Source organism: Paraburkholderia phymatum STM815 (assembly GCF_000020045.1).
In the GTDB taxonomy this organism is placed as follows: domain Bacteria; phylum Pseudomonadota; class Gammaproteobacteria; order Burkholderiales; family Burkholderiaceae; genus Paraburkholderia; species Paraburkholderia phymatum.
Map to the genome: position 1 here is coordinate 1,798,122 of NC_010622.1, position 18,086 is coordinate 1,816,207.

The 18,086-nt window shown below is 62.5% G+C and carries 14 protein-coding genes; 7 read left to right on the forward strand and 7 right to left on the reverse strand.

Annotated elements, in window-relative coordinates:
- Positions 1–86 precede the first annotated feature (86 nt).
- On the forward strand, positions 87–1,325 hold the full coding sequence (locus BPHY_RS08090; protein ID WP_012400979.1) for an MFS transporter: 1,239 nt from the start codon (positions 87–89) through the stop codon (positions 1,323–1,325).
- Here BPHY_RS08090 and BPHY_RS41655 read toward each other — a convergent pair.
- Entirely contained in the window at positions 1,315–1,461 is a 147-nt protein-coding gene (locus tag BPHY_RS41655) for a hypothetical protein (protein WP_157686518.1), read from the reverse strand. The genes BPHY_RS08090 and BPHY_RS41655 overlap by 11 nt on opposite strands.
- A 37-nt stretch (positions 1,462–1,498) precedes the next feature.
- Here BPHY_RS41655 and BPHY_RS08095 point away from each other — a divergent pair, with 37 nt between their 5' ends.
- Complete coding sequence (locus BPHY_RS08095) at positions 1,499–3,499, forward strand: propionate--CoA ligase (protein ID WP_012400980.1); 2,001 nt, start codon at positions 1,499–1,501, stop codon at positions 3,497–3,499.
- A 39-nt stretch (positions 3,500–3,538) separates the two neighbouring features.
- On the opposite strand, the gene BPHY_RS08100 is transcribed toward BPHY_RS08095, so the two are convergent.
- A complete protein-coding gene (locus BPHY_RS08100) occupies positions 3,539–4,327 on the reverse strand; it encodes a 5'-methylthioadenosine/adenosylhomocysteine nucleosidase (RefSeq protein WP_012400981.1) in 789 nt (262 codons plus the stop codon).
- Positions 4,324–6,696: a UvrD-helicase domain-containing protein gene (locus BPHY_RS08105; RefSeq protein ID WP_012400982.1), complete on the reverse strand. Its 2,373-nt coding sequence runs from the start codon at positions 6,694–6,696 to the stop codon at positions 4,324–4,326. The genes BPHY_RS08100 and BPHY_RS08105 overlap by 4 nt, the downstream gene beginning before the upstream one ends.
- A 268-nt stretch (positions 6,697–6,964) precedes the next feature.
- Here BPHY_RS08105 and BPHY_RS08110 point away from each other — a divergent pair, with 268 nt between their 5' ends.
- Together BPHY_RS08110 and galU are read left to right on the forward strand one after the other, a co-directional pair.
- On the forward strand, positions 6,965–9,838 hold the full coding sequence (locus tag BPHY_RS08110) for a valine--tRNA ligase (protein ID WP_012400983.1): 2,874 nt from the start codon (positions 6,965–6,967) through the stop codon (positions 9,836–9,838).
- 72 nt (positions 9,839–9,910) lie between these two features.
- Complete coding sequence (galU, locus tag BPHY_RS08115) at positions 9,911–10,792, forward strand: UTP--glucose-1-phosphate uridylyltransferase GalU (protein ID WP_012400984.1); 882 nt, start codon at positions 9,911–9,913, stop codon at positions 10,790–10,792.
- Between the two features lie 223 nt (positions 10,793–11,015).
- Here galU and BPHY_RS08120 read toward each other — a convergent pair whose 3' ends face one another.
- The 4 genes from BPHY_RS08120 to BPHY_RS08135 form a co-directional block, all read right to left on the reverse strand.
- On the reverse strand, positions 11,016–11,246 hold the full coding sequence (locus BPHY_RS08120) for a sulfurtransferase TusA family protein (RefSeq protein WP_041763862.1): 231 nt from the start codon (positions 11,244–11,246) through the stop codon (positions 11,016–11,018).
- A gap of 116 nt (positions 11,247–11,362) precedes the next feature.
- Positions 11,363–12,385 carry a Gfo/Idh/MocA family oxidoreductase gene (locus tag BPHY_RS08125; RefSeq protein WP_012400986.1) on the reverse strand — a complete coding sequence of 341 codons (1,023 nt, stop codon included), beginning with the start codon at positions 12,383–12,385 and terminating at the stop codon, positions 11,363–11,365.
- Positions 12,385–13,404 carry an inositol 2-dehydrogenase gene (gene iolG, locus BPHY_RS08130; protein WP_012400987.1) on the reverse strand — a complete coding sequence of 340 codons (1,020 nt, stop codon included), beginning with the start codon at positions 13,402–13,404 and terminating at the stop codon, positions 12,385–12,387. Before iolG ends, BPHY_RS08125 begins: the two co-directional genes overlap by 1 nt.
- Complete coding sequence (locus tag BPHY_RS08135; RefSeq protein ID WP_012400988.1) at positions 13,397–14,278, reverse strand: MurR/RpiR family transcriptional regulator; 882 nt, start codon at positions 14,276–14,278, stop codon at positions 13,397–13,399. The genes iolG and BPHY_RS08135 overlap by 8 nt, the downstream gene beginning before the upstream one ends.
- A 282-nt stretch (positions 14,279–14,560) precedes the next feature.
- On the opposite strand from BPHY_RS08135, the gene BPHY_RS08140 reads away from it, so the two are divergent.
- The 3 genes from BPHY_RS08140 (at position 14,561) to BPHY_RS08150 (ending at position 18,064) form a co-directional block, all read left to right on the forward strand.
- Positions 14,561–15,616: a sugar ABC transporter substrate-binding protein gene (locus tag BPHY_RS08140; protein WP_012400989.1), complete on the forward strand. Its 1,056-nt coding sequence runs from the start codon at positions 14,561–14,563 to the stop codon at positions 15,614–15,616.
- A 469-nt stretch (positions 15,617–16,085) separates the two neighbouring features.
- Positions 16,086–17,243 carry an ABC transporter permease gene (locus tag BPHY_RS08145; protein ID WP_012400990.1) on the forward strand — a complete coding sequence of 386 codons (1,158 nt, stop codon included), beginning with the start codon at positions 16,086–16,088 and terminating at the stop codon, positions 17,241–17,243.
- A 17-nt stretch (positions 17,244–17,260) separates the two neighbouring features.
- Positions 17,261–18,064 carry an ATP-binding cassette domain-containing protein gene (locus tag BPHY_RS08150; RefSeq protein WP_012400991.1) on the forward strand — a complete coding sequence of 268 codons (804 nt, stop codon included), beginning with the start codon at positions 17,261–17,263 and terminating at the stop codon, positions 18,062–18,064.
- The last annotated feature ends 22 nt before the right edge of the window (positions 18,065–18,086 follow it).

Genomic DNA, 18,086 nt, shown 5'->3' on the forward strand with positions numbered 1-18,086 from the left:
CAACGAACGCTAAAAACATTGTCGCCGCCACGGTTTGCCGCAACTGCTGGCGCGTGCGTCCGAACCACTCTCTCCTGACCGACCACATGGAAACCAGCCTCGACAAAGGCGCCCTGGCTGGCGCCGCTGCTTCGGCTTCCGCCAAGCCGCAAGCGAAGACCGTTTATTCGATTCTTGGCGCGATCAGCTTTTCGCATCTGATGAACGACATGATCCAGTCGTTGATCCTCGCGATCTATCCGATGCTGAAAGCTAATTTTTCGCTGTCGTTCGGACAGATCGGGCTGATCACGCTGACGTACCAGATCACGGCGTCGCTGCTGCAGCCGCTCGTCGGCTTTTACACCGACAAGCATCCGAAGCCGTACTCCCTACCCGTCGGCATGGGCTTCACGTTGTCGGGGTTGCTGCTCATGTCGGTCGCGCCGAGCTTCGGCGTGCTGCTGATTGCGGCGGCGCTGGTCGGCTGCGGGTCGTCGGTATTTCACCCGGAGTCGTCGCGTGTCGCGCGCATGGCGTCGGGCGGCAAGCATGGTCTGGCGCAGTCGCTGTTTCAGGTGGGCGGCAACGCGGGTTCGTCGCTTGGACCGCTGCTTGCCGCGCTCATTGTGATTCCGCATGGGCAGCGCAGCATCGCGTGGTTCTCGGCGGCGGCGCTCGTTGGCATCATGGTGCTGACGCACATCAGCCGCTGGTACAAGCACCATCCGGCGACCAGGAAGGCGCGTGCGGCGCAGTCTGCGCACATGACGCTGTCGCGCGGCAAGGTGGCATTCGCGATGAGCATTCTGGTTCTGCTGGTTTTCTCGAAGTACTTCTACCTGACGAGCATCAACAGCTACTTCACGTTCTATCTGATCGACAAGTTCCATCTGCCCGTGCAGGCTGCGCAAGTGCATCTGTTCGTGTTCCTGGCGGCGGTGGCGGCGGGCACGGTGATCGGCGGGCCGGTGGGCGACCGGATCGGCCGCAAGTACGTGATCTGGGTATCGATTCTTGGCGTGGCGCCGTTCACGCTGCTGTTGCCATATGCGAACCTGTTCTGGACGGGCGTACTGACGGTGATCATCGGGATTGTGCTGGCTTCGGCTTTCTCGGCGATTCTCGTGTATGCGCAGGAATTGATTCCGGGGAAGGTCGGGATGGTGGCCGGTCTGTTCTTCGGGTTCGCGTTCGGGCTTGGAGGCATTGGTGCTGCCGTGCTTGGGCAACTGGCCGATGCCACCAGCATTCCTTACGTCTACAAGGTTTGCTCGTTCTTGCCGTTGCTGGGGGTTTTGACTGTTTTCCTGCCGGATATTGAAGGGAAGCGCTTCAACGCATGATGTTTTTGCCTGCGGCGCAGGGTTGCCCGGTTGTGGTTTTGGTTTCTGCTTGCATCCGCGTGTTGGCTTTTGCCAGCGAAAGAAACGCGCTCGCCAGCAAAAAACCAGAACGGCGCTGCAGACAAAAAAAGGTCATGGTGAACCCGCGTTGCCCGCCCCACAGGCGGTGCTCTATGCTGTCCTCTCGCGTAAGCGAAAAAAGAACCACAGCAAAACCGCAGGAACTGCAAAAAGCCGCACCCGTGAAAGGACATCCTCCGATGACCACCTACCGCGAGTTCCACCGCCGGTCGATCGAATCCCCGGAAGACTTCTGGCGCGAACAGGCCAACCGGATCCATTGGGAAACCAGATTCGAAACCGTTCTCGACCGCTCGAATCCGCCATTTTCACGCTGGTTCGTCGGCGGCAGGACGAATCTCTGCCATAACGCCGTCGACCGGCACCTCGCGGAACGCGCGCAGCAGAACGCGCTCATCTATGTGTCGACGGAAACGGGCATCGAGCGGCAATATACCTACGCCGAACTTCACGCGGAAGTGAACCGGATGGCAGCCGTGATGCGCTCGCTCGGCGTCAAGCGCAGCGACCGCGTGCTGATCTACCTGCCCATGATCCCCGAAGCCGTGTTCGCGATGCTCGCGTGCGCGCGGCTCGGCGCAATTCACTCAGTCGTGTTCGGCGGCTTTGCCGCGCCGAACCTTGCCGCGCGCATCGACGACGCGAAGCCCGTGCTGATCGTCACCGCCGACGCGGGGGCGCGCGCAGGCAAAGTAATCGACTACACACCGCTCGTCGATGAAGCGATGTCGCGCGCGACGCACAAGACGCCGCACGTGCTGCTGATCGACCGGCAACTGACGCCCGAGCGTCTGAACGCGCCGTATCTCGTCGCGTACGAGCCACTGCGCGAGCAGTTCTTCGATGTCCACGTGCAATGCGAATGGCTGGAATCGACGGAACCTTCGTATGTGCTCTATACGTCGGGCACGACGGGCAAGCCGAAAGGCGTGCAGCGCGACGTCGGCGGCTATGCCGTGGCGCTCGCGGCGTCGATGGAATACATCTTCCAGGGCAAGCCGGCCGACACGATGTTCACCGCCTCCGACGTCGGCTGGGTCGTCGGTCACAGCTACATCGTCTACGCGCCGCTGATCGCCGGTCTCACGACAGTCATGTACGAGGGCACGCCGATCCGTCCCGACGGCGGTATCTGGTGGCGGCTCGTCGAACAGTACAAGATCAATCTGATGTTTACCGCGCCGACAGCGATCCGCGTGCTAAAGAAGCAGGATCCCGCGCTGCTCAAACAGGCCGACTTGTCCAGCCTGCGTACGCTGTTTCTCGCCGGCGAGCCGCTCGACGAACCGACAGCTTCATGGATCGCCGACTCGCTCGGCAAACCCGTCGTCGACAACTTCTGGCAGACGGAAACCGGCTGGCCGATTCTCGCAATCCAGCGCGGCGTCGAGGCGTTGCCGCAAAAACTCGGCTCTCCGGGCGTGCCCTGCTACGGCTACGATCTGACGCTGCGCAACGAGAACACGGGCGAGCCGTGCCCGCCGGGCGAAAAAGGCGTGATCACGCTCGGCTATCCGTTGCCGCCGGGCTGTATGTCGACCGTGTGGGGCGATGATGCGCGCTTCGTGAAGACCTATTGGGAAAGCGTGCCGAACCAGCAGGTCTATTCGACTTTCGACTGGGGTATCCAGGACGAAGACGGCTACGTGACGATCCTCGGCCGCACCGACGATGTGATCAACGTCGCGGGCCACCGGCTCGGCACGCGCGAAATCGAGGAAGCGCTGTCGAGCCACAAGGCGGTGGCGGAAGTCGCCGTGGTCGGCGTGACGGATCAGGTCAAAGGACAGGCGGCGATTGCGTTCGTCGTCGTGCGCGATGCGGCTGCATATGATTCGGACGACGCGCGCGCGAAGCTCTCTGCCGACCTGTGCGCGACCGTCGATCGCCAGCTCGGCGCGATCGCGCGGCCCGCGCAGGTGGCGCTGGTGTCGATGCTGCCCAAGACGCGCTCCGGCAAGCTGTTGCGCCGCGCGATCGCGGCGCTTGCCGAAGGACGCGACCCCGGCGACCTGCCGACCATCGAAGATCCATCCGCTTTGCAGCAGATTCGTGACGCCGTGGCACTCGGTTTCGGCACACGCGGCGGCTGAGCGTCGCCGCCAACGCGGCGCGGGGTACTTAATTTCGGCTCATCCGCGCGCCGACAAAAACCGCTTCAGTATTCCACTCGAATACGTGCCCGCGATCTCGGTCAGAAACGTGACGAACGATGCGGGCGCATGCGCGTCCGCCGTGTCCGAAACGGTCCGCACGATCGCGCACGGCACGTTGTACTCGTAACAGACCTGCGCGATCGCCGCGCCCTCCATCTCGACGGCAAGCGCGTCCGGGAATGCGGCGCGCAGCAGATCGACGGCTGTCGCGCTCGCGACGAACTGATCGCCGCTCAAAATCAGACCGCGATGCACGACGGGACGCGCTTCCGTCACAAAACGCTGCGACAGCGCATCGCCCTCTTCGTCGATGAAACGCTCGCAGGCAGCCGCCAGCGCGACAGTCAACGGTGCATCGGCGGCAAAACGCGACACACCGAGCAGCGGCACTTCGAACCGAGGAAAGAGCGGCGACGCATCCATGTCATGCTGCATGAGCGTTTCCGCCACGACGACATCGCCGATCCGCACCGCCGGCCCGACGCCGCCCGCGACGCCCGTGAACACGACGGCTTCCACATCGAACGCATGGATCAGCGCGCTCACCGTCGCGGCCGCCGCGACCTTGCCGACGCGCGCCAGCGTCACCACACAAGGCGCGCCGTGCACCGTGCCAATGTGATAGTCGCGCTTGCCGTGCGTGATGGTTTCGACGGCGCCCTCGGCGCGCATCGCGATCAGCAGATCACCGAGTTCCTGCTGCAGCGCCGCCATCACGCCAAGCGGACGGCGCGGAATCGTCGCTTCCGAAGGTAGCGCGCTCATTCGACCGCCTGCAGTTTGGCGACGGCCAGCGCGAGCCATTTCTCGCCGTGCCGCTTGAACTTGACCTGTGCCTTCGCATCCGCGCCACCGCCTTCGAGCGCGGTGATCGTGCCTTCGCCGAACTTCGTATGGAACACCTGCTGGCCGACGCGGAAGCCCGTGTCTGCCGCACGCTGCTCGTTGGCGAATGCGGGCAGCGGCGCGCTGGTCGTCGCGTAGCTCGCGCTGCCCTGATAGCCCTTCTGCTGACGATCGGGGCGCGAAAACCAGTCGCGGCCCCAGCCGGCGTTGTCCGAACGGCCGCCCCAGCGCGCGCCCGCTTCCACCTTCGGCGTGAGCCACTTGAGCGTTTCCTGCGGCAATTCGTCGAAGAAGCGCGAGCGGATGTTGTAGCGCGTCTGGCCATGCAGCATCCGGCTCTGCGCGAACGACAGATACAGCCGCTCCTTCGCGCGCGTGATCGCGACGTACATCAGACGGCGCTCTTCTTCCAGCCCGTCCGATTCCATCGCACTGTTTTCATGCGGGAATAGACCTTCTTCGAGACCCGTGATGAACACGGCCGTGAATTCGAGGCCCTTCGCCGCGTGCACCGTCATCAGCTGCACGGCCTCCTGGCCCGCCTGCGCCTGGTTGTCGCCCGCTTCGAGCGACGCGTGCGACAGGAAGCCGGCGAGCGGCGTCATCGTGTCGGGGTTCTGTGCAGGGTCCGCCGGGTTCGCGGCGTCGAGCACGTCGATGCCGGGATCGTCGGTCGAGACGACGAGTTCTGGTGCGGACGTTGCGCCGGGGCGCAGCGGAATCGAACGCGCGGGCGTGTCGAGACCGTAGCCTTCTTCGCTGACGAACGCCGTGGCCGCGTTGACGAGTTCCTGCAAGTTCTCCAGCCGCTCCTGCCCTTCGCGTTCGTTCTGATAGAACTCGGACAGGCCACTTGCGCGCACGACGTATTCGACCGTTTCGGGCAGGCTCATCTGCGCCGTTTCCGCGCGCATCTTCGCGATCAGGTTCGCGAAGGTGCCGAGACTCGTGCCCGCCTTGCCCGTCACGTACGCAATCGCCGCCGCCATCGAGCAGTTGTAGAGACGCGCCGCGTCAGCCAGCTGTTCGATCGAGCGCGCGCCGATGCCGCGCGTCGGGAAATTGACGACGCGCGCAAACGCGGTGTCGTCGTTCGGGTTGTCGATCAGACGCAGATACGCGAGCGCATGCTTGACTTCCTGACGCTCGAAGAAGCGCAGGCCGCCATACACGCGATACGGAATGCCGACGTTCACGAGCGTATGTTCGATGGTCCGCGACTGCGCGTTGCTCCGGTACAGCACGGCGATTTCGCTGCGCGACAGGCCCGTGTTGATCAGTGCGCGAATCTCTTCGACGATCCAGCCCGCTTCCTGGGAATCTGTCGCGGCTTCATAGACGCGCACCGGTTCGCCGTGCCCGGCATCCGTGCGCAGGTTCTTGCCGAGACGCCGCGAGTTGTTGGCGATCAGATGATTCGCGGCATCGAGAATGTGGCCGTGCGAGCGGTAGTTCTGCTCGAGCTTGATCAGGTTGCGAACCTTGAACTCGCTCTCGAAGTCGCGCATGTTGCCGACGTTCGCGCCGCGGAACGCATAGATGGATTGGTCGTCGTCGCCCACCGCGAAGATCGCGTTGTGCTCGCCCGCCAGCATCTTGAGCCACGCGTACTGCAGCTTGTTGGTGTCCTGAAACTCGTCGACGAGAATGTGCCGGAAGCGCGCCTGGTAATGCGCGCGCAGCGGCGGGTTGTACGAGAGCAGTTCGTAGCAGCGCAGCAGCAGCTCGGGGAAATCGACCACCCCTTCGCGCTGGCATTGCTGGTCGTACGCCTCGTACAGTTCGATGAACTTGCGGTTGAAGTTGTCCGACGCGTCGACGTCCTTCGGACGCAGCCCCTGCTCCTTCGCGTTGTTGATGAAGTACTGCAGGTTCTTCGGCGGATATTTCTCGTCGTCGATGTTCAGGCCCTTCATCAGGCGCTTGATCGCCGAGAGTTGATCCGACGTGTCGAGAATCTGGAAGGTCTGCGGCAGACCCGCGTCACGGTAATGTGCGCGCAGCATCCGGTTGCACAGGCCGTGGAACGTGCCGATCCACATCCCGCGCGTGTCGATGGGCAAGAGCGCCGACAGGCGCGACATCATTTCGCGCGCGGCCTTGTTGGTGAACGTGACGCCGAGAATGGTGGGCGGAGAAGCGAAACCTTGCTGGATCAGCCACGCGATCCGTGTGATCAGCACGCGCGTCTTGCCGCTGCCTGCGCCCGCCAGAATGAGCGCCGGTTCGTTCGGCAGCGTGACGGCGGCGTGTTGTTCGGGGTTCAGATTCGCGAGCAGTTCGGGCATGAGTCAGGAAGAGAAACGACGATTGACGACGATTGCGGCGGGTAGTCCGTCATTATAAGACCGTGAGCAATCGCCGCTTGCCGCGCGCCGTCTGCCGCCGGGCACGCCCCGATTGCGCGGCGCGCCCGTGCTTGACATGCGCGCGTCACGCGGACTTCATGCCGGCATGTCGGCCAACGCAACGGCAGGCGCGGCCCGCCGCTCGCGCATCCCCTTATAATTCAGGGTTTCAGGCATCTTTCCACGCATTTTCCGGCACATTTTGACGATGACGACAAGCGACAACACGCTGGCCAAGAGTTTCGAGCCGCAGACGATCGAGGCCCAATGGGGCCCCGAATGGGAAAAACGCGGCTACGCCGCTCCGACGATGGAGCCGGGCCGCAAGAATTTCTCGATCCAGTTGCCGCCGCCCAACGTCACGGGCACGCTGCACATGGGTCATGCGTTCAACCAGACCATCATGGACGGCCTGACGCGCTACCACCGCATGCTCGGCGAAAACACGCTGTGGGTACCGGGCACGGACCACGCGGGCATCGCGACGCAGATCGTCGTCGAGCGCCAGCTGGACGCGCAAGGCGTATCGCGCCACGATCTCGGCCGCGAAAAGTTCGTCGAGCGCGTGTGGGAATGGAAGCAGCAGTCCGGATCGACCATCACGGGCCAGGTCCGGCGCCTGGGCGCATCGATCGACTGGTCGCGCGAATACTTCACGATGGACGACAAGATGTCGGCCGCCGTGCGCGATGTGTTCGTGCGCCTCTATGAACAGGGCCTGATTTACCGCGGCAAGCGCCTCGTGAACTGGGACCCCGTGCTGCTCACGGCTGTGTCCGATCTCGAAGTGGTCAGCGAGGAAGAAAACGGCAGCCTGTGGCATATCCATTACCCGCTCGCGGACGGCTCCGGCTATCTGACCGTCGCGACGACGCGGCCGGAAACGATGCTCGGCGACGTCGCGGTGATGGTGCATCCGGAAGACGAACGCTACGCGAAGCTGATCGGCCAGAACGTCAAGCTGCCGCTGACGGACCGTGAAATTCCCATCATCGCCGACGACTACGTGGATCGCGAATTCGGCACGGGCGTCGTGAAGGTCACGCCTGCGCACGACTTCAACGATTATCAGGTCGGCCAGCGCCATAAGCTGCCGCAGATCGAAATCCTCACGCTCGACGCGAAGATCAACGACAACGCACCCGAAAAGTATCGCGGCATGGATCGCTTCGACGCGCGCAAGCAGGTCGTCGCGGATCTCGAAGCGATCGGGCTGCTCGAATCGGTGAAGCCGCACAAGCTGATGGTGCCGCGCGGCGATCGTACAGGCGTGGCGATCGAGCCGATGCTGACGGACCAGTGGTTCGTCGCGATGAGCAAGCCGGCGCCCGAGGGCACGTTCAATCCGGGCAAGTCGATCGCCGAAACGGCGCTCGACGTGGTGCGCAACGGCCAGATCAAATTCGTGCCAGAGAACTGGACGACCACGTACTACCAGTGGCTCGAGAACATCCAGGACTGGTGTATTTCGCGCCAGCTGTGGTGGGGCCATCAAATCCCCGCGTGGTACGGCGAAAGCGGCGAGATCTTCGTCGCGAAGACGGAAGAAGAAGCGCGCGCAAAGGCGAATGCGCAGGGCTACAAGGGCGGCCTGAAGCGCGACGAAGACGTGCTCGACACGTGGTTCTCGTCGGCGCTCGTGCCGTTCTCGTCGCTCGGCTGGCCGGACCACACTCCCGACCTTAGCGCGTTCCTGCCGTCGTCGGTGCTCGTCACCGGCTTTGACATCATCTTCTTCTGGGTTGCGCGCATGGTCATGATGACCACGCACTTCACGGGCAAGGTGCCGTTCGACACGGTCTACGTGCACGGCCTCGTGCGCGACGCCGAAGGCCAGAAGATGTCGAAGAGCAAGGGCAACACGCTCGACCCGATCGACATCGTCGACGGCATCGGTCTCGACGCGCTGGTCGCGAAGCGCACGACGGGTCTGATGAATCCGAAGCAGGCTTCGACGATCGAAAAGAAGACGCGCAAGGAATTCCCGAACGGCATTCCCGCGTTTGGCACGGACGCGCTGCGCTTCACGATGGCGTCGATGGCTACGCTCGGCCGCAACGTCAACTTCGACCTTGCGCGCTGCGAGGGTTACCGCAACTTCTGCAACAAGCTGTGGAACGCGACACGCTTCGTGCTGATGAACTGCGAAGGCCACGACTGCGGTTTCTCGAAGCCGGGTGCGTGCCAGCCGGGCGATTGCGGGCCGGGCGGCTACACGGACTTCTCGCAGGCCGACCGCTGGATCGTGTCCCTGCTTCAGCGCGTCGAATCCGAAGTCGAAAAGGGCTTTGCCGACTATCGCTTCGACAATGTGGCAAACGCCCTATACAAGTTCGTATGGGACGAATACTGTGACTGGTATCTCGAACTGGCGAAGGTGCAGATCCAGACGGGTACGCCGGAGCAGCAGCGCGCGACGCGCCGCACGCTGTTGCGTGTGCTCGAGGCGGTGCTGCGTCTCGCGCACCCGGTGATTCCTTTCATCACGGAAGCGTTGTGGCAGAAGGTGGCGCCGCTCGCGGCGAAGTACCCGGCCGGCAAGGCGGAGGGTGAAGCGTCGATCATGACGCAGCCCTACCCGATCGCCGAAGCCGGCAAGATCGACGAATCGGCCGAACAATGGGCCGCCGATCTGAAAGCCGTGATCGACGCGTGCCGAAACCTGCGCGGCGAGATGAACCTGTCGCCGGCGACGAAGGTGCCGCTGCTGGTAACGGGCAATGCGGAGCGTCTCGCGTCGTTCGCACCTTACGCGCAGGCGTTGGCGCGTCTGTCCGAAGTGCAGATCATCGCGGACGAAGCGACGCTGGATGCACAGGCACATGGCGCGCCGATTGCTATTGTTGGTACGGACAAGCTCGTGCTGAAAGTGGAAATCGATGTCGCCGCCGAACGCGAGCGACTGTCAAAAGAAATCGCGAGACTGAACGCAGAAGTTTCGAAATGTAACGCCAAGCTGCAGAACGATAGCTTTGTTGCAAAAGCACCGCCGGCGGTCGTTGAGCAGGAGCAAAAAAGGCTGGCAGAATATCAGACCACGATTGGCAAGCTGACGGCACAACTGTCGCGCTTGCCGGCCTGATTTGACGACCCATGTGCGTGGCGCCCCCTCGGCGTCGGCGCGCATCCAAACCAGAGGACGCAGGGTATACACATGCTAAAAGTTACAAAGGCAGTCTTTCCGGTCGCGGGTCTGGGCACCCGCTTCCTCCCTGCCACCAAGGCCAGCCCGAAGGAAATGCTGCCTATCGTCGACAAGCCCTTGATCCAGTACGCGGTCGAGGAAGCAATGGCGGCCGGCATCACCGAAATGATCTTCGTCACGGGCCGCAGCAAGCGCGCGATCGAGGACCACTTCGACAAGTCGTACGAAATCGAGGCCGAACTCGAAGCGCGTGGTAAGGCGAAGTTGCTGGAGTTGGTACGCAGCATCAAGCCGAGTCATGTGGACTGTTTCTACGTGCGTCAGCCGGAAGCGCTTGGTCTGGGCCACGCGGTGCTGTGCGCGGAAAAGCTGGTGGGCGACAACCCGTTCGCCGTGATCCTTGCAGACGACTTGCTGTACGGCAAGCCGCCTGTCATGCAGCAGATGATCGAGGTGTTCGACCACTATCACAGCTCGGTGATCGGCGTCGAAGAGATTCCGCCGTCGGAGACCAAGTCGTACGGCATCGTTGACGGCAAGGAGTGGGAAGACGCGATCATTAAGATGTCTGGCATCGTCGAGAAGCCGGCGCCTGAAGTTGCGCCGTCTAACCTGGGCGTGGTCGGGCGTTACGTGCTGAAACCGCGGATTTTCGATCACATCCGTGCGCTGAAGCCCGGCGCGGGCGGCGAACTGCAGTTGACGGATGCGATCCAGTCGCTGCTCGCCGATGAGCAGGTTCTAGCTTATAAGTATCACGGGACTCGGTTCGATTGCGGTAGCAAGTTGGGCTATCTGAAGGCAACTGTTGAATTTGCGCTGCGGCATCCGGAAGTGGCTGCTGACTTCGAAGAGTACCTGCGGACCCGGTCGCCTGTGCTGGAAGGGTGATTGTTCTTCGCCTGCAGCGGGCATTTGTGTTTTGCCTCCGCCTGGCGTGAAGTTGAGAAGCCGTCGCGTCTGTGACGGCTTTTTCAATTTGGGGTTTTGGTTTGGGTTTTGTTCGCTGGCATCCGCGGCAAATCGCGGATGCCACTAAAAGCAAAAGCAAAAAAACCAAAACAGGCAACGCCGCGCCGCAGGCAAAACCGGCGACTACGTCGCAGACCAAAGATCACCGCCTCCGCATGAGAAACACAAAAACCTTATCCGGCATCGTCGAAGTCTCGACGATCTCATTTCCAGTCTGCTTGGAAAACGCAGCAAAATCCCGCTGGGAGCCGGGATCGGTGGCCAGCACCTTAAGAATTTGACCGCTTTCCATATCAGCCAGCGCCTTCTTGGCGCGAAGAATCGGCAGGGGACACTTCAGCCCGCGCGCATCCACTTCCTTGTGAATCTGAATTTCCATCGACGATGACCTTCCGAAGCGGCGCACTCAGCGCCAGGCAGAAGGCAAAATTTTAACGTAAGCGCCCCGAACGCGCCCAGGCCGCGAAAACCCGGACGCGCCTCCATACATCACACATCGACTGCCCGCCCGCTCGACAGCGACTCGCGCAGCGCAGAACCGATCCGCGTCGCCTCCATCGCATCCGCCAACGTCGCGCCGCTCTGCTTTCCTTCCCTCACCGCCGCGACGAAGGCCCGCGCTTCATGCAGAAACGCATCCTCGAACCGGTCGAAGAACGTCGGCGTGCATTCGTTGCGGATGCCCGTCGCGTCCGCGATTTCGACCCGATTGAGACGCGCATTGCGGCCGATGTACAGCGAGCCCGCCGTGCCGATCACCTCGCTGCCCGTATCGTTGCCGTGCGCCAGCGTACGCGACGCGTAAAACATCGCCATGCGCCCGCCTTCGAACTCGCAAATCGCCACGCCGTTGTCGACATCGCCGAATTCGCGCAGACCCTCATGCAATGCAACCACTCCCGTCGCATACACGCGCTTCGCCTTTGGCATGCCGAGCAGCCAGCGCGCGAGGTCAATGTCGTGCACCGTGCAGTCCAGAAAAATGCCGCCCGACGTCGGTGCAAAGCGCACGAAAAAGCCCTCGGGATCGTTCTGATCGCAAGTCTGCGACCGCACCAGGAACGGCCTGCCGATCACGCCCGTCTCGATCTTCTCGAATGCGTCGCGATAGCTGGGATCGAAACGGCGCATGAAGCCGATCGTCGCCTGCAACTGCGGATGGCGCCCGGCCTCGGCAATCACACGCTCGCACTCGGCGAGATCGAGCGACAGCGGCTTCTCGCAGAACACATGTTTGCCTGCGTTCAGCGCATCGACGATCTGCTGCGCGTGCAGCGCGGACGGCGTGACGAGCCACACGGCATCCACGTCGCGGTCGTCGAGCAACGCGCGATAGTCGTCATACACGCGCGGCGCCGGCAGCGCATTGCGCGCCCACTCGCGCTCCTCCTCGATGGGACTGCACGCAGCCACGAGCGCCGCGCCCGACACGCGGTACGCGAGATTCTCCGCATGCCGCTTGCCAAGGCGGCCGAGACCGACGATACCCACCCGCAATGGGCCGCCGCGCATCAACATGCCTCGTTGAGTTTGACCGCGCGGCCCTCGCGCCACGAACGCGTCGCGGCTTCGGCGAGTTCGAGCGCCTTCAGGCCGTCGGCGACCGTCGTGCGCACCGGCTTGCCTTGCGTGACGGCTTCGAAGAAATGCGCCATTTCGAGCGCATACGCGGCGCGATATCGTTCGAGAAAGAAGTGCTCCGGCACGTCGCTCGACACAGCCGTTTTCGAGTACGCCGTCACTTCCGTCGGACGCACATTGCCCGCCTGCAACATGCCTTCGCTGCCGAGCACTTCGAAACGCTGGTCATAGCCATACGCGGCGCGGCGCGCAGTATTGATCTGGCACAGACGTCCGCGCTTCGTGCGGATCGTCACTGCCGTCGAATCGATATCGCCCGCGTCGGCGATCGCAGGGTCTGACAGGCAGCTACCCGTCGCGTGCACCGTCTCGGCCTCGTCGTCGAGAATCCAGCGAAAGATATCGAAGTCGTGAATCAGCATGTCCTTGAAGATGCCGCCCGAGTGCTTGATGTACTCGACGGGCGGCGCACCGGGATCGCGACTCGTCACGACGAGCATCTCCGGCGTGCCGATTTCACCCGCGTCGATGCGCGCCTTCAGCGCCGCAAAGGTCGGATCGAAGCGCCGCTGGAAGCCGATCATGCACACCACCCCCGCTTTCGCGACGGCATCGGCACATGCGCGTGCACGTTCCAGCGTCAGATCGACGGGCTTCTCGCAGAACACATGCTTCTTCTGCGCCGCCGATTGAAGGATGAGGTCGGCGTGCGTGTCGGTGCTCGAACAGATCACCGCCGCACCCACCGACGCGTCGCCCATCGCGCCGTCCACATCCGCCACCTGCGCGCCGTGTTGCGCGGCAAGGGCAGCCGCGGCGTCGCGGTTCACGTCGACCACATACTTGAGCCGCACGCCCGGCTGCCGTGCGAGGTTGGCCGCATGAATCTTGCCGATGCGCCCTGCGCCGAACACGGCTGCATCGATCGTCTTGCCTGCCACTTCAGTCATCGTATCCTCCAGTGTCTGTCGACTCTTCTACGTTCAATTCCAGCTTGTACGCGAGCGCGATGAACAGCGCCTGGCACAGGCAGATCGTGCTGGTCAGCGAGCGGAACGCAAACGCGCTGCCCTCTTTCACATACAGTTGCGTGCTCGCGTAGCGCGCGAGTGGCGACAGCTGGCTGTCCGTAATGACAAGGGTCTTCGCCTGGTGGTGATGCGCGACGCGCAGGCAGTACTGCGTTTCCTTGCCATACGGCGCGAAGCTGATCGCGATCACGACGTCGCCCTTCTTCACGCTACGGATCTGCTCGCGATACATCCCGCCGAAGCCCGACACGAGATGTACGCGCTTCGGCGTGTGCTGCAACGCGTAGACGATGTAGCTCGCAACGGGAAACGAGCGCCGCACGCCGACTACATAAATGTTGTCCGCCTGCTGCAGCATCTTTACGGCGGTCTCGAACTGCGCGTCGTCGAGCGAGCCTTCCAGCTCGTCCAGACCGTCGCGGCACGCCGCCACGAACTCGCGCGCAACGCTGCCGCCCGACAGGCGCCCCGGCTTCTCGTCGATCAGCTTGCGGATGCGCTGCTGATAGCTTTGCGCCGAGCCACCCTGGGTCGTGTATGCCTGACGAAACACGGCCTGCAGATCGGAGAAGCCCGAGAAGCCGAAACGCTGCGCAAAGCGCACCACCGCCGACGGATGCACGCCGCAACTCATCGCGATGTCGCTGGTGCGATCGACCATCACGCTGGAACGGTGCTGCTCGAGGTATGTCGCGACGCTCTTCAACTGACGCGGCAACGATTCGTAGCTTTCCGCGATGCGTTGCATCAATTCTTCGACGCTGGGCAACTCTTCTGTGCTGTCTTCCTGCATGGTCCTGACCTCTATCTTTTTTTGCAGCGCAAAAGCGCGCCTCGCAAGGCGCTCCGCGGAGCGCACGGGAACGCGAAAGCCCCGTCCCGACGTTGCCGAGTATAGGCATTACCGAAAGTAAATGGAATGAATTTTCCATTTTTATTGAACATGAAATTTCCATTGCACGTCTGGAAAAAGTGGCCTAATCTTGGTCCTGAGCGATGGCGCAACGGCGAACCGGCATCACCTCGCAAAGCGCCAGACGCTCCCCTCAAATACGAACAGACAAAGGTGGAGACAATGAGACTTTGCACAGGCAAGGCTTCGTTCAAGGTTCTGGCAGCCGCGCTGACGCTGGCGGCCGGCATCGGCGCGATGGCGGCGGCATCGACGGCACAGGCGGCAGACGCGAAGTTCGTGCTGATCAGTCACGCGCCCGACTCCGACTCGTGGTGGAACACCATCAAGAATGCGATCAAGCAGGCCGACGAGGACTTCAACGTCGAAACCGACTACCGCAACCCGCCCAACGGCGATCTCGCCGACATGTCGCGTCTGATCGAGCAATCCGCGGCGCGCAACTACGATGGCGTGATCGTGACCATCGCCGACTTCGACGTGCTGAAGAGCTCGCTCGGCAAGGTCACCGCGAAGAAGATCCCTCTCGTCACGATCAACTCCGGCACGGAAGAACAAAGCGCGCAACTCGGTGCGATCATGCACATCGGCCAGCCCGAATACGTGGCGGGCAAGGCGGCGGGTGAAAAGGCCAAGGCCGCGGGCGTGAAGTCGTTCCTGTGCGTGAACCACTTCGCGACCAACGTGGTGTCGTTCGAACGTTGCCGCGGTTTCGCCGATGCGCTCGGCGTGAACTACAAGACGTCGACCATCGATTCGGGCCAGGATCCTACGGAAATCCAGTCGAAGGTCAGCGCTTATTTGCGCAACCATCCGAACACGGGCGCCATCCTCACGCTTGGACCGACGCCTGCGTCAGCGACGATCAAGGCGGTGCAGCAGATGGGCCTCACGGGCAAGATCTATTTCGCGACGTTCGACTTCTCGGACGATATTGCGAAAGGCATCCAGGACGGCACGATCCAGTTCGCGATCGACCAGCAACCGTATCTGCAAGGCTATATCGCTGTCGCGGTGCTCGCGATCGTGAAGAAGGAACACACGACGGATCCCACGAAGATCCGCCAGATCCTGCAGGCCAATCCGAAGTTCAAGGAGCGTCTGCAGACGTACGGCCTCGAGCCGTCGTATGGGCCGAAGAACATTCGTTCCGGTCCGGGCTTCATCACGAAGGCAAATATCGACAAGGTCATCAAGTACGCGGGCCAGTACCGCTGACGGACTAACCTCTGCAGCCAGAACACGGTACCGGGCGCGCCAGCATCGCGCGACCCCGGCGGCCCTTTGCACGCCGTTTTGTGCAGAATCGGCCGCCATCGTCGGGCGCCCCGACCGCGGCATTTACCGGCTTTCCACGCGTCTCTCGCCACTCTCATCAGTGAAACGCAAAGAAGCCGGGCAACGCACTGACGTGCATGGGACCTCAGTACGTGCTCAAAGCGCTAACCCGGGTCGACCGCACTGACGTGCATCGGACCTCAGTACGCGCTCAAAGCGCTAACCCGGGGCGACCGCACTGACGTGCATCGGACCTCAGTACGCGCTCAAAGCGCTAACCCGGATCGACCGCACTGACGTGCATGGGATCCGAGTAAGCGCTAAAGCGCTAACTCGGATCGACCGCACTGACGTGCATGGGATCCGAGTAAGCGCTAAAGCGCTAACTCGGATCGACACAGGAGACATCATGGGCGTAGCCGGCAAACACTTTCCATCGCAACGTCACGACGCGAAGGGCAACGAGGCACAACCTGCAACCGCATCCGATGAACGCATCCGCAAAGAATCGTTCTTCGGACACGTACTCAACAGGCCGGAATTCGCCGCCATCTCCGGCACCGTACTGGTGTTCCTCGTGTTCGCCATCACCGCGGGCAACTCGGGAATGTTCAACCTCGACGGCGTAATGAACTGGTCGCAGGTCTCCGCGTATCTCGGCATTCTCGCCGTCGGCGCATGTCTGCTAATGATCGCCGGCGAGTTCGATCTCTCCATCGGCTCGATGATCGGCTTCGCAGGCATGATGGTCGCCATACCCGCCGTCTACTTTCACTGGCCGATCTGGGCGTCCATCATCTTCGCGTTCGCCGGCTCCATGGCGCTCGGCGCGCTCAACGGCTACCTCGTGATGCGCACCCGCCTGCCGTCGTTCATCGTGACGCTCGCGTTCCTCTTCATTCTGCGCGGCCTGACGCTCGCACTGTCAATCATGGTCGCGGACCGCACCATCATCTCCGGTGTCGGCGATCTCGCCCAGTCCGATGCCGTGACCAACTTCCTGTTTCATGGCGTCGCGCTGCACAGCCTCTTCACGAGCCTCGCGCACATGGGCATCGGCACGCTGCTCGACAACGGTCAGCCGCTCGTGCCAGGCATTCCGAAGGTGCTGCTGTGGTGGTTCGCGCTGGCCGCCGTCGGTGCGTTCGTGCTCGCCAAGACGCGCTACGGCAACTGGATGCTCGCAGTCGGCGGCGATGCGAATGCCGCCAAGAACGTCGGCGTGCCCGTGCGACGCGTGAAGATCTCGCTGTTCGTGCTGACAGCCTTCTGCTCGTGCCTCTTCGCGGTGCTGCAAGTGTGCGATATCGGTTCCGCCGCCGCCGACCGCGGTCTGCAGAAGGAATTCGAGGCGATCATCGCCGCGGTCATCGGCGGCACACTGCTGACGGGCGGCTATGGATCAGTGGTGGGCGCCTGCTTCGGCGCGCTCATCTTCGGCGTCGTGCAGATCGGCATCACCTATACGAATGTCAGTTCCGACTGGTTCCGCGTGTTCCTCGGCGTGATGCTGCTGATCGCCGTGCTCTTCAATCACTATGTGCGCCGCCGCGTCGCGCAATCGTAACGCCACGGGAGACGACCATGTCCGATACTCCGAACCAAGACGACACCATCCTCTCGCTCGAAAACGTCAGCAAGTACTTCGGCAAGGTGATCGCACTGTCCGGCGTCACGCTGCGACTCAAGCGCGGGGAAGTGCACTGCCTGCTGGGCGACAACGGCGCGGGCAAATCGACGCTCATCAAGACGCTCGCGGGCGTGCATCAGCCCTCCTCCGGCGATTACCTCGTGGACGGCAAGAAGGTCAACTTCGAATCGCCGAGCGATGCGCTCGATATGGGCATCGCCACCGTGTATCAGGATCTCGCGCTGGTGCCGCTGCTGTCCGTCGCGCGTAATTTCTTCATGGGACGCGAGCCGCAGAAGAAGCTGTTCGGCCTCGTCAACGTGATGGACCTCGACACGAGCGCGCGCATCGCCCGCGACAAGCTCGCCGAGATGGGCATCATGGTGCGCGACCCGCATCAGCCGATCGGCACGATGTCGGGCGGCGAGCGACAGTGTCTCGCAATTGCGCGTGCGATCCACTTCGGCGCACGCGTGCTGATTCTCGACGAACCGACGGCAGCCCTCGGCGTGAAGCAGAGCTTTAACGTGCTGAAGCTGATACACAAGGCGCGCGCCAAAGGCATCTCAGTGATCTTCATCACGCACAACGTGCACCACGCGTATCCGATCGGCGACTCGTTCACGCTGCTCAATCGCGGCAAGTCGATGGGCACCTACACGAAGGACACCATCACGAAGGACGAAGTGCTCGACATGATGGCGGGCGGCGCGGAGATGCAGAAGATGATCAGCGAACTGGAAGGCGCGCAGATCTGAGCCGCAAGCCCTCTCCTTTCGC

Bases quoted from the DNA above. Each gene is read 5' to 3' on its own strand.
- BPHY_RS08145 (WP_012400990.1), top strand. From the start codon at position 16,086: ATGGGCGTAGCCGGCAAACACTTTCCATCGCAACGTCACGACGCGAAG.
- galU (WP_012400984.1), top strand. From the start codon at position 9,911: ATGCTAAAAGTTACAAAGGCAGTCTTTCCGGTCGCGGGTCTGGGCACC.
- BPHY_RS08105 (WP_012400982.1), bottom strand. From the start codon at position 6,696: ATGCCCGAACTGCTCGCGAATCTGAACCCCGAACAACACGCCGCCGTC.
- BPHY_RS08150 (WP_012400991.1), top strand. From the start codon at position 17,261: ATGTCCGATACTCCGAACCAAGACGACACCATCCTCTCGCTCGAAAAC.
- iolG (WP_012400987.1), bottom strand. From the start codon at position 13,404: ATGACTGAAGTGGCAGGCAAGACGATCGATGCAGCCGTGTTCGGCGCA.
- BPHY_RS08135 (WP_012400988.1), bottom strand. From the start codon at position 14,278: ATGCAGGAAGACAGCACAGAAGAGTTGCCCAGCGTCGAAGAATTGATG.
- BPHY_RS41655 (WP_157686518.1), bottom strand. From the start codon at position 1,461: ATGACCTTTTTTTGTCTGCAGCGCCGTTCTGGTTTTTTGCTGGCGAGC.
- BPHY_RS08125 (WP_012400986.1), bottom strand. From the start codon at position 12,385: ATGCGCGGCGGCCCATTGCGGGTGGGTATCGTCGGTCTCGGCCGCCTT.
- BPHY_RS08090 (WP_012400979.1), top strand. From the start codon at position 87: ATGGAAACCAGCCTCGACAAAGGCGCCCTGGCTGGCGCCGCTGCTTCG.
- BPHY_RS08140 (WP_012400989.1), top strand. From the start codon at position 14,561: ATGAGACTTTGCACAGGCAAGGCTTCGTTCAAGGTTCTGGCAGCCGCG.
- BPHY_RS08110 (WP_012400983.1), top strand. From the start codon at position 6,965: ATGACGACAAGCGACAACACGCTGGCCAAGAGTTTCGAGCCGCAGACG.
- BPHY_RS08100 (WP_012400981.1), bottom strand. From the start codon at position 4,327: ATGAGCGCGCTACCTTCGGAAGCGACGATTCCGCGCCGTCCGCTTGGC.
- BPHY_RS08095 (WP_012400980.1), top strand. From the start codon at position 1,499: ATGCTGTCCTCTCGCGTAAGCGAAAAAAGAACCACAGCAAAACCGCAG.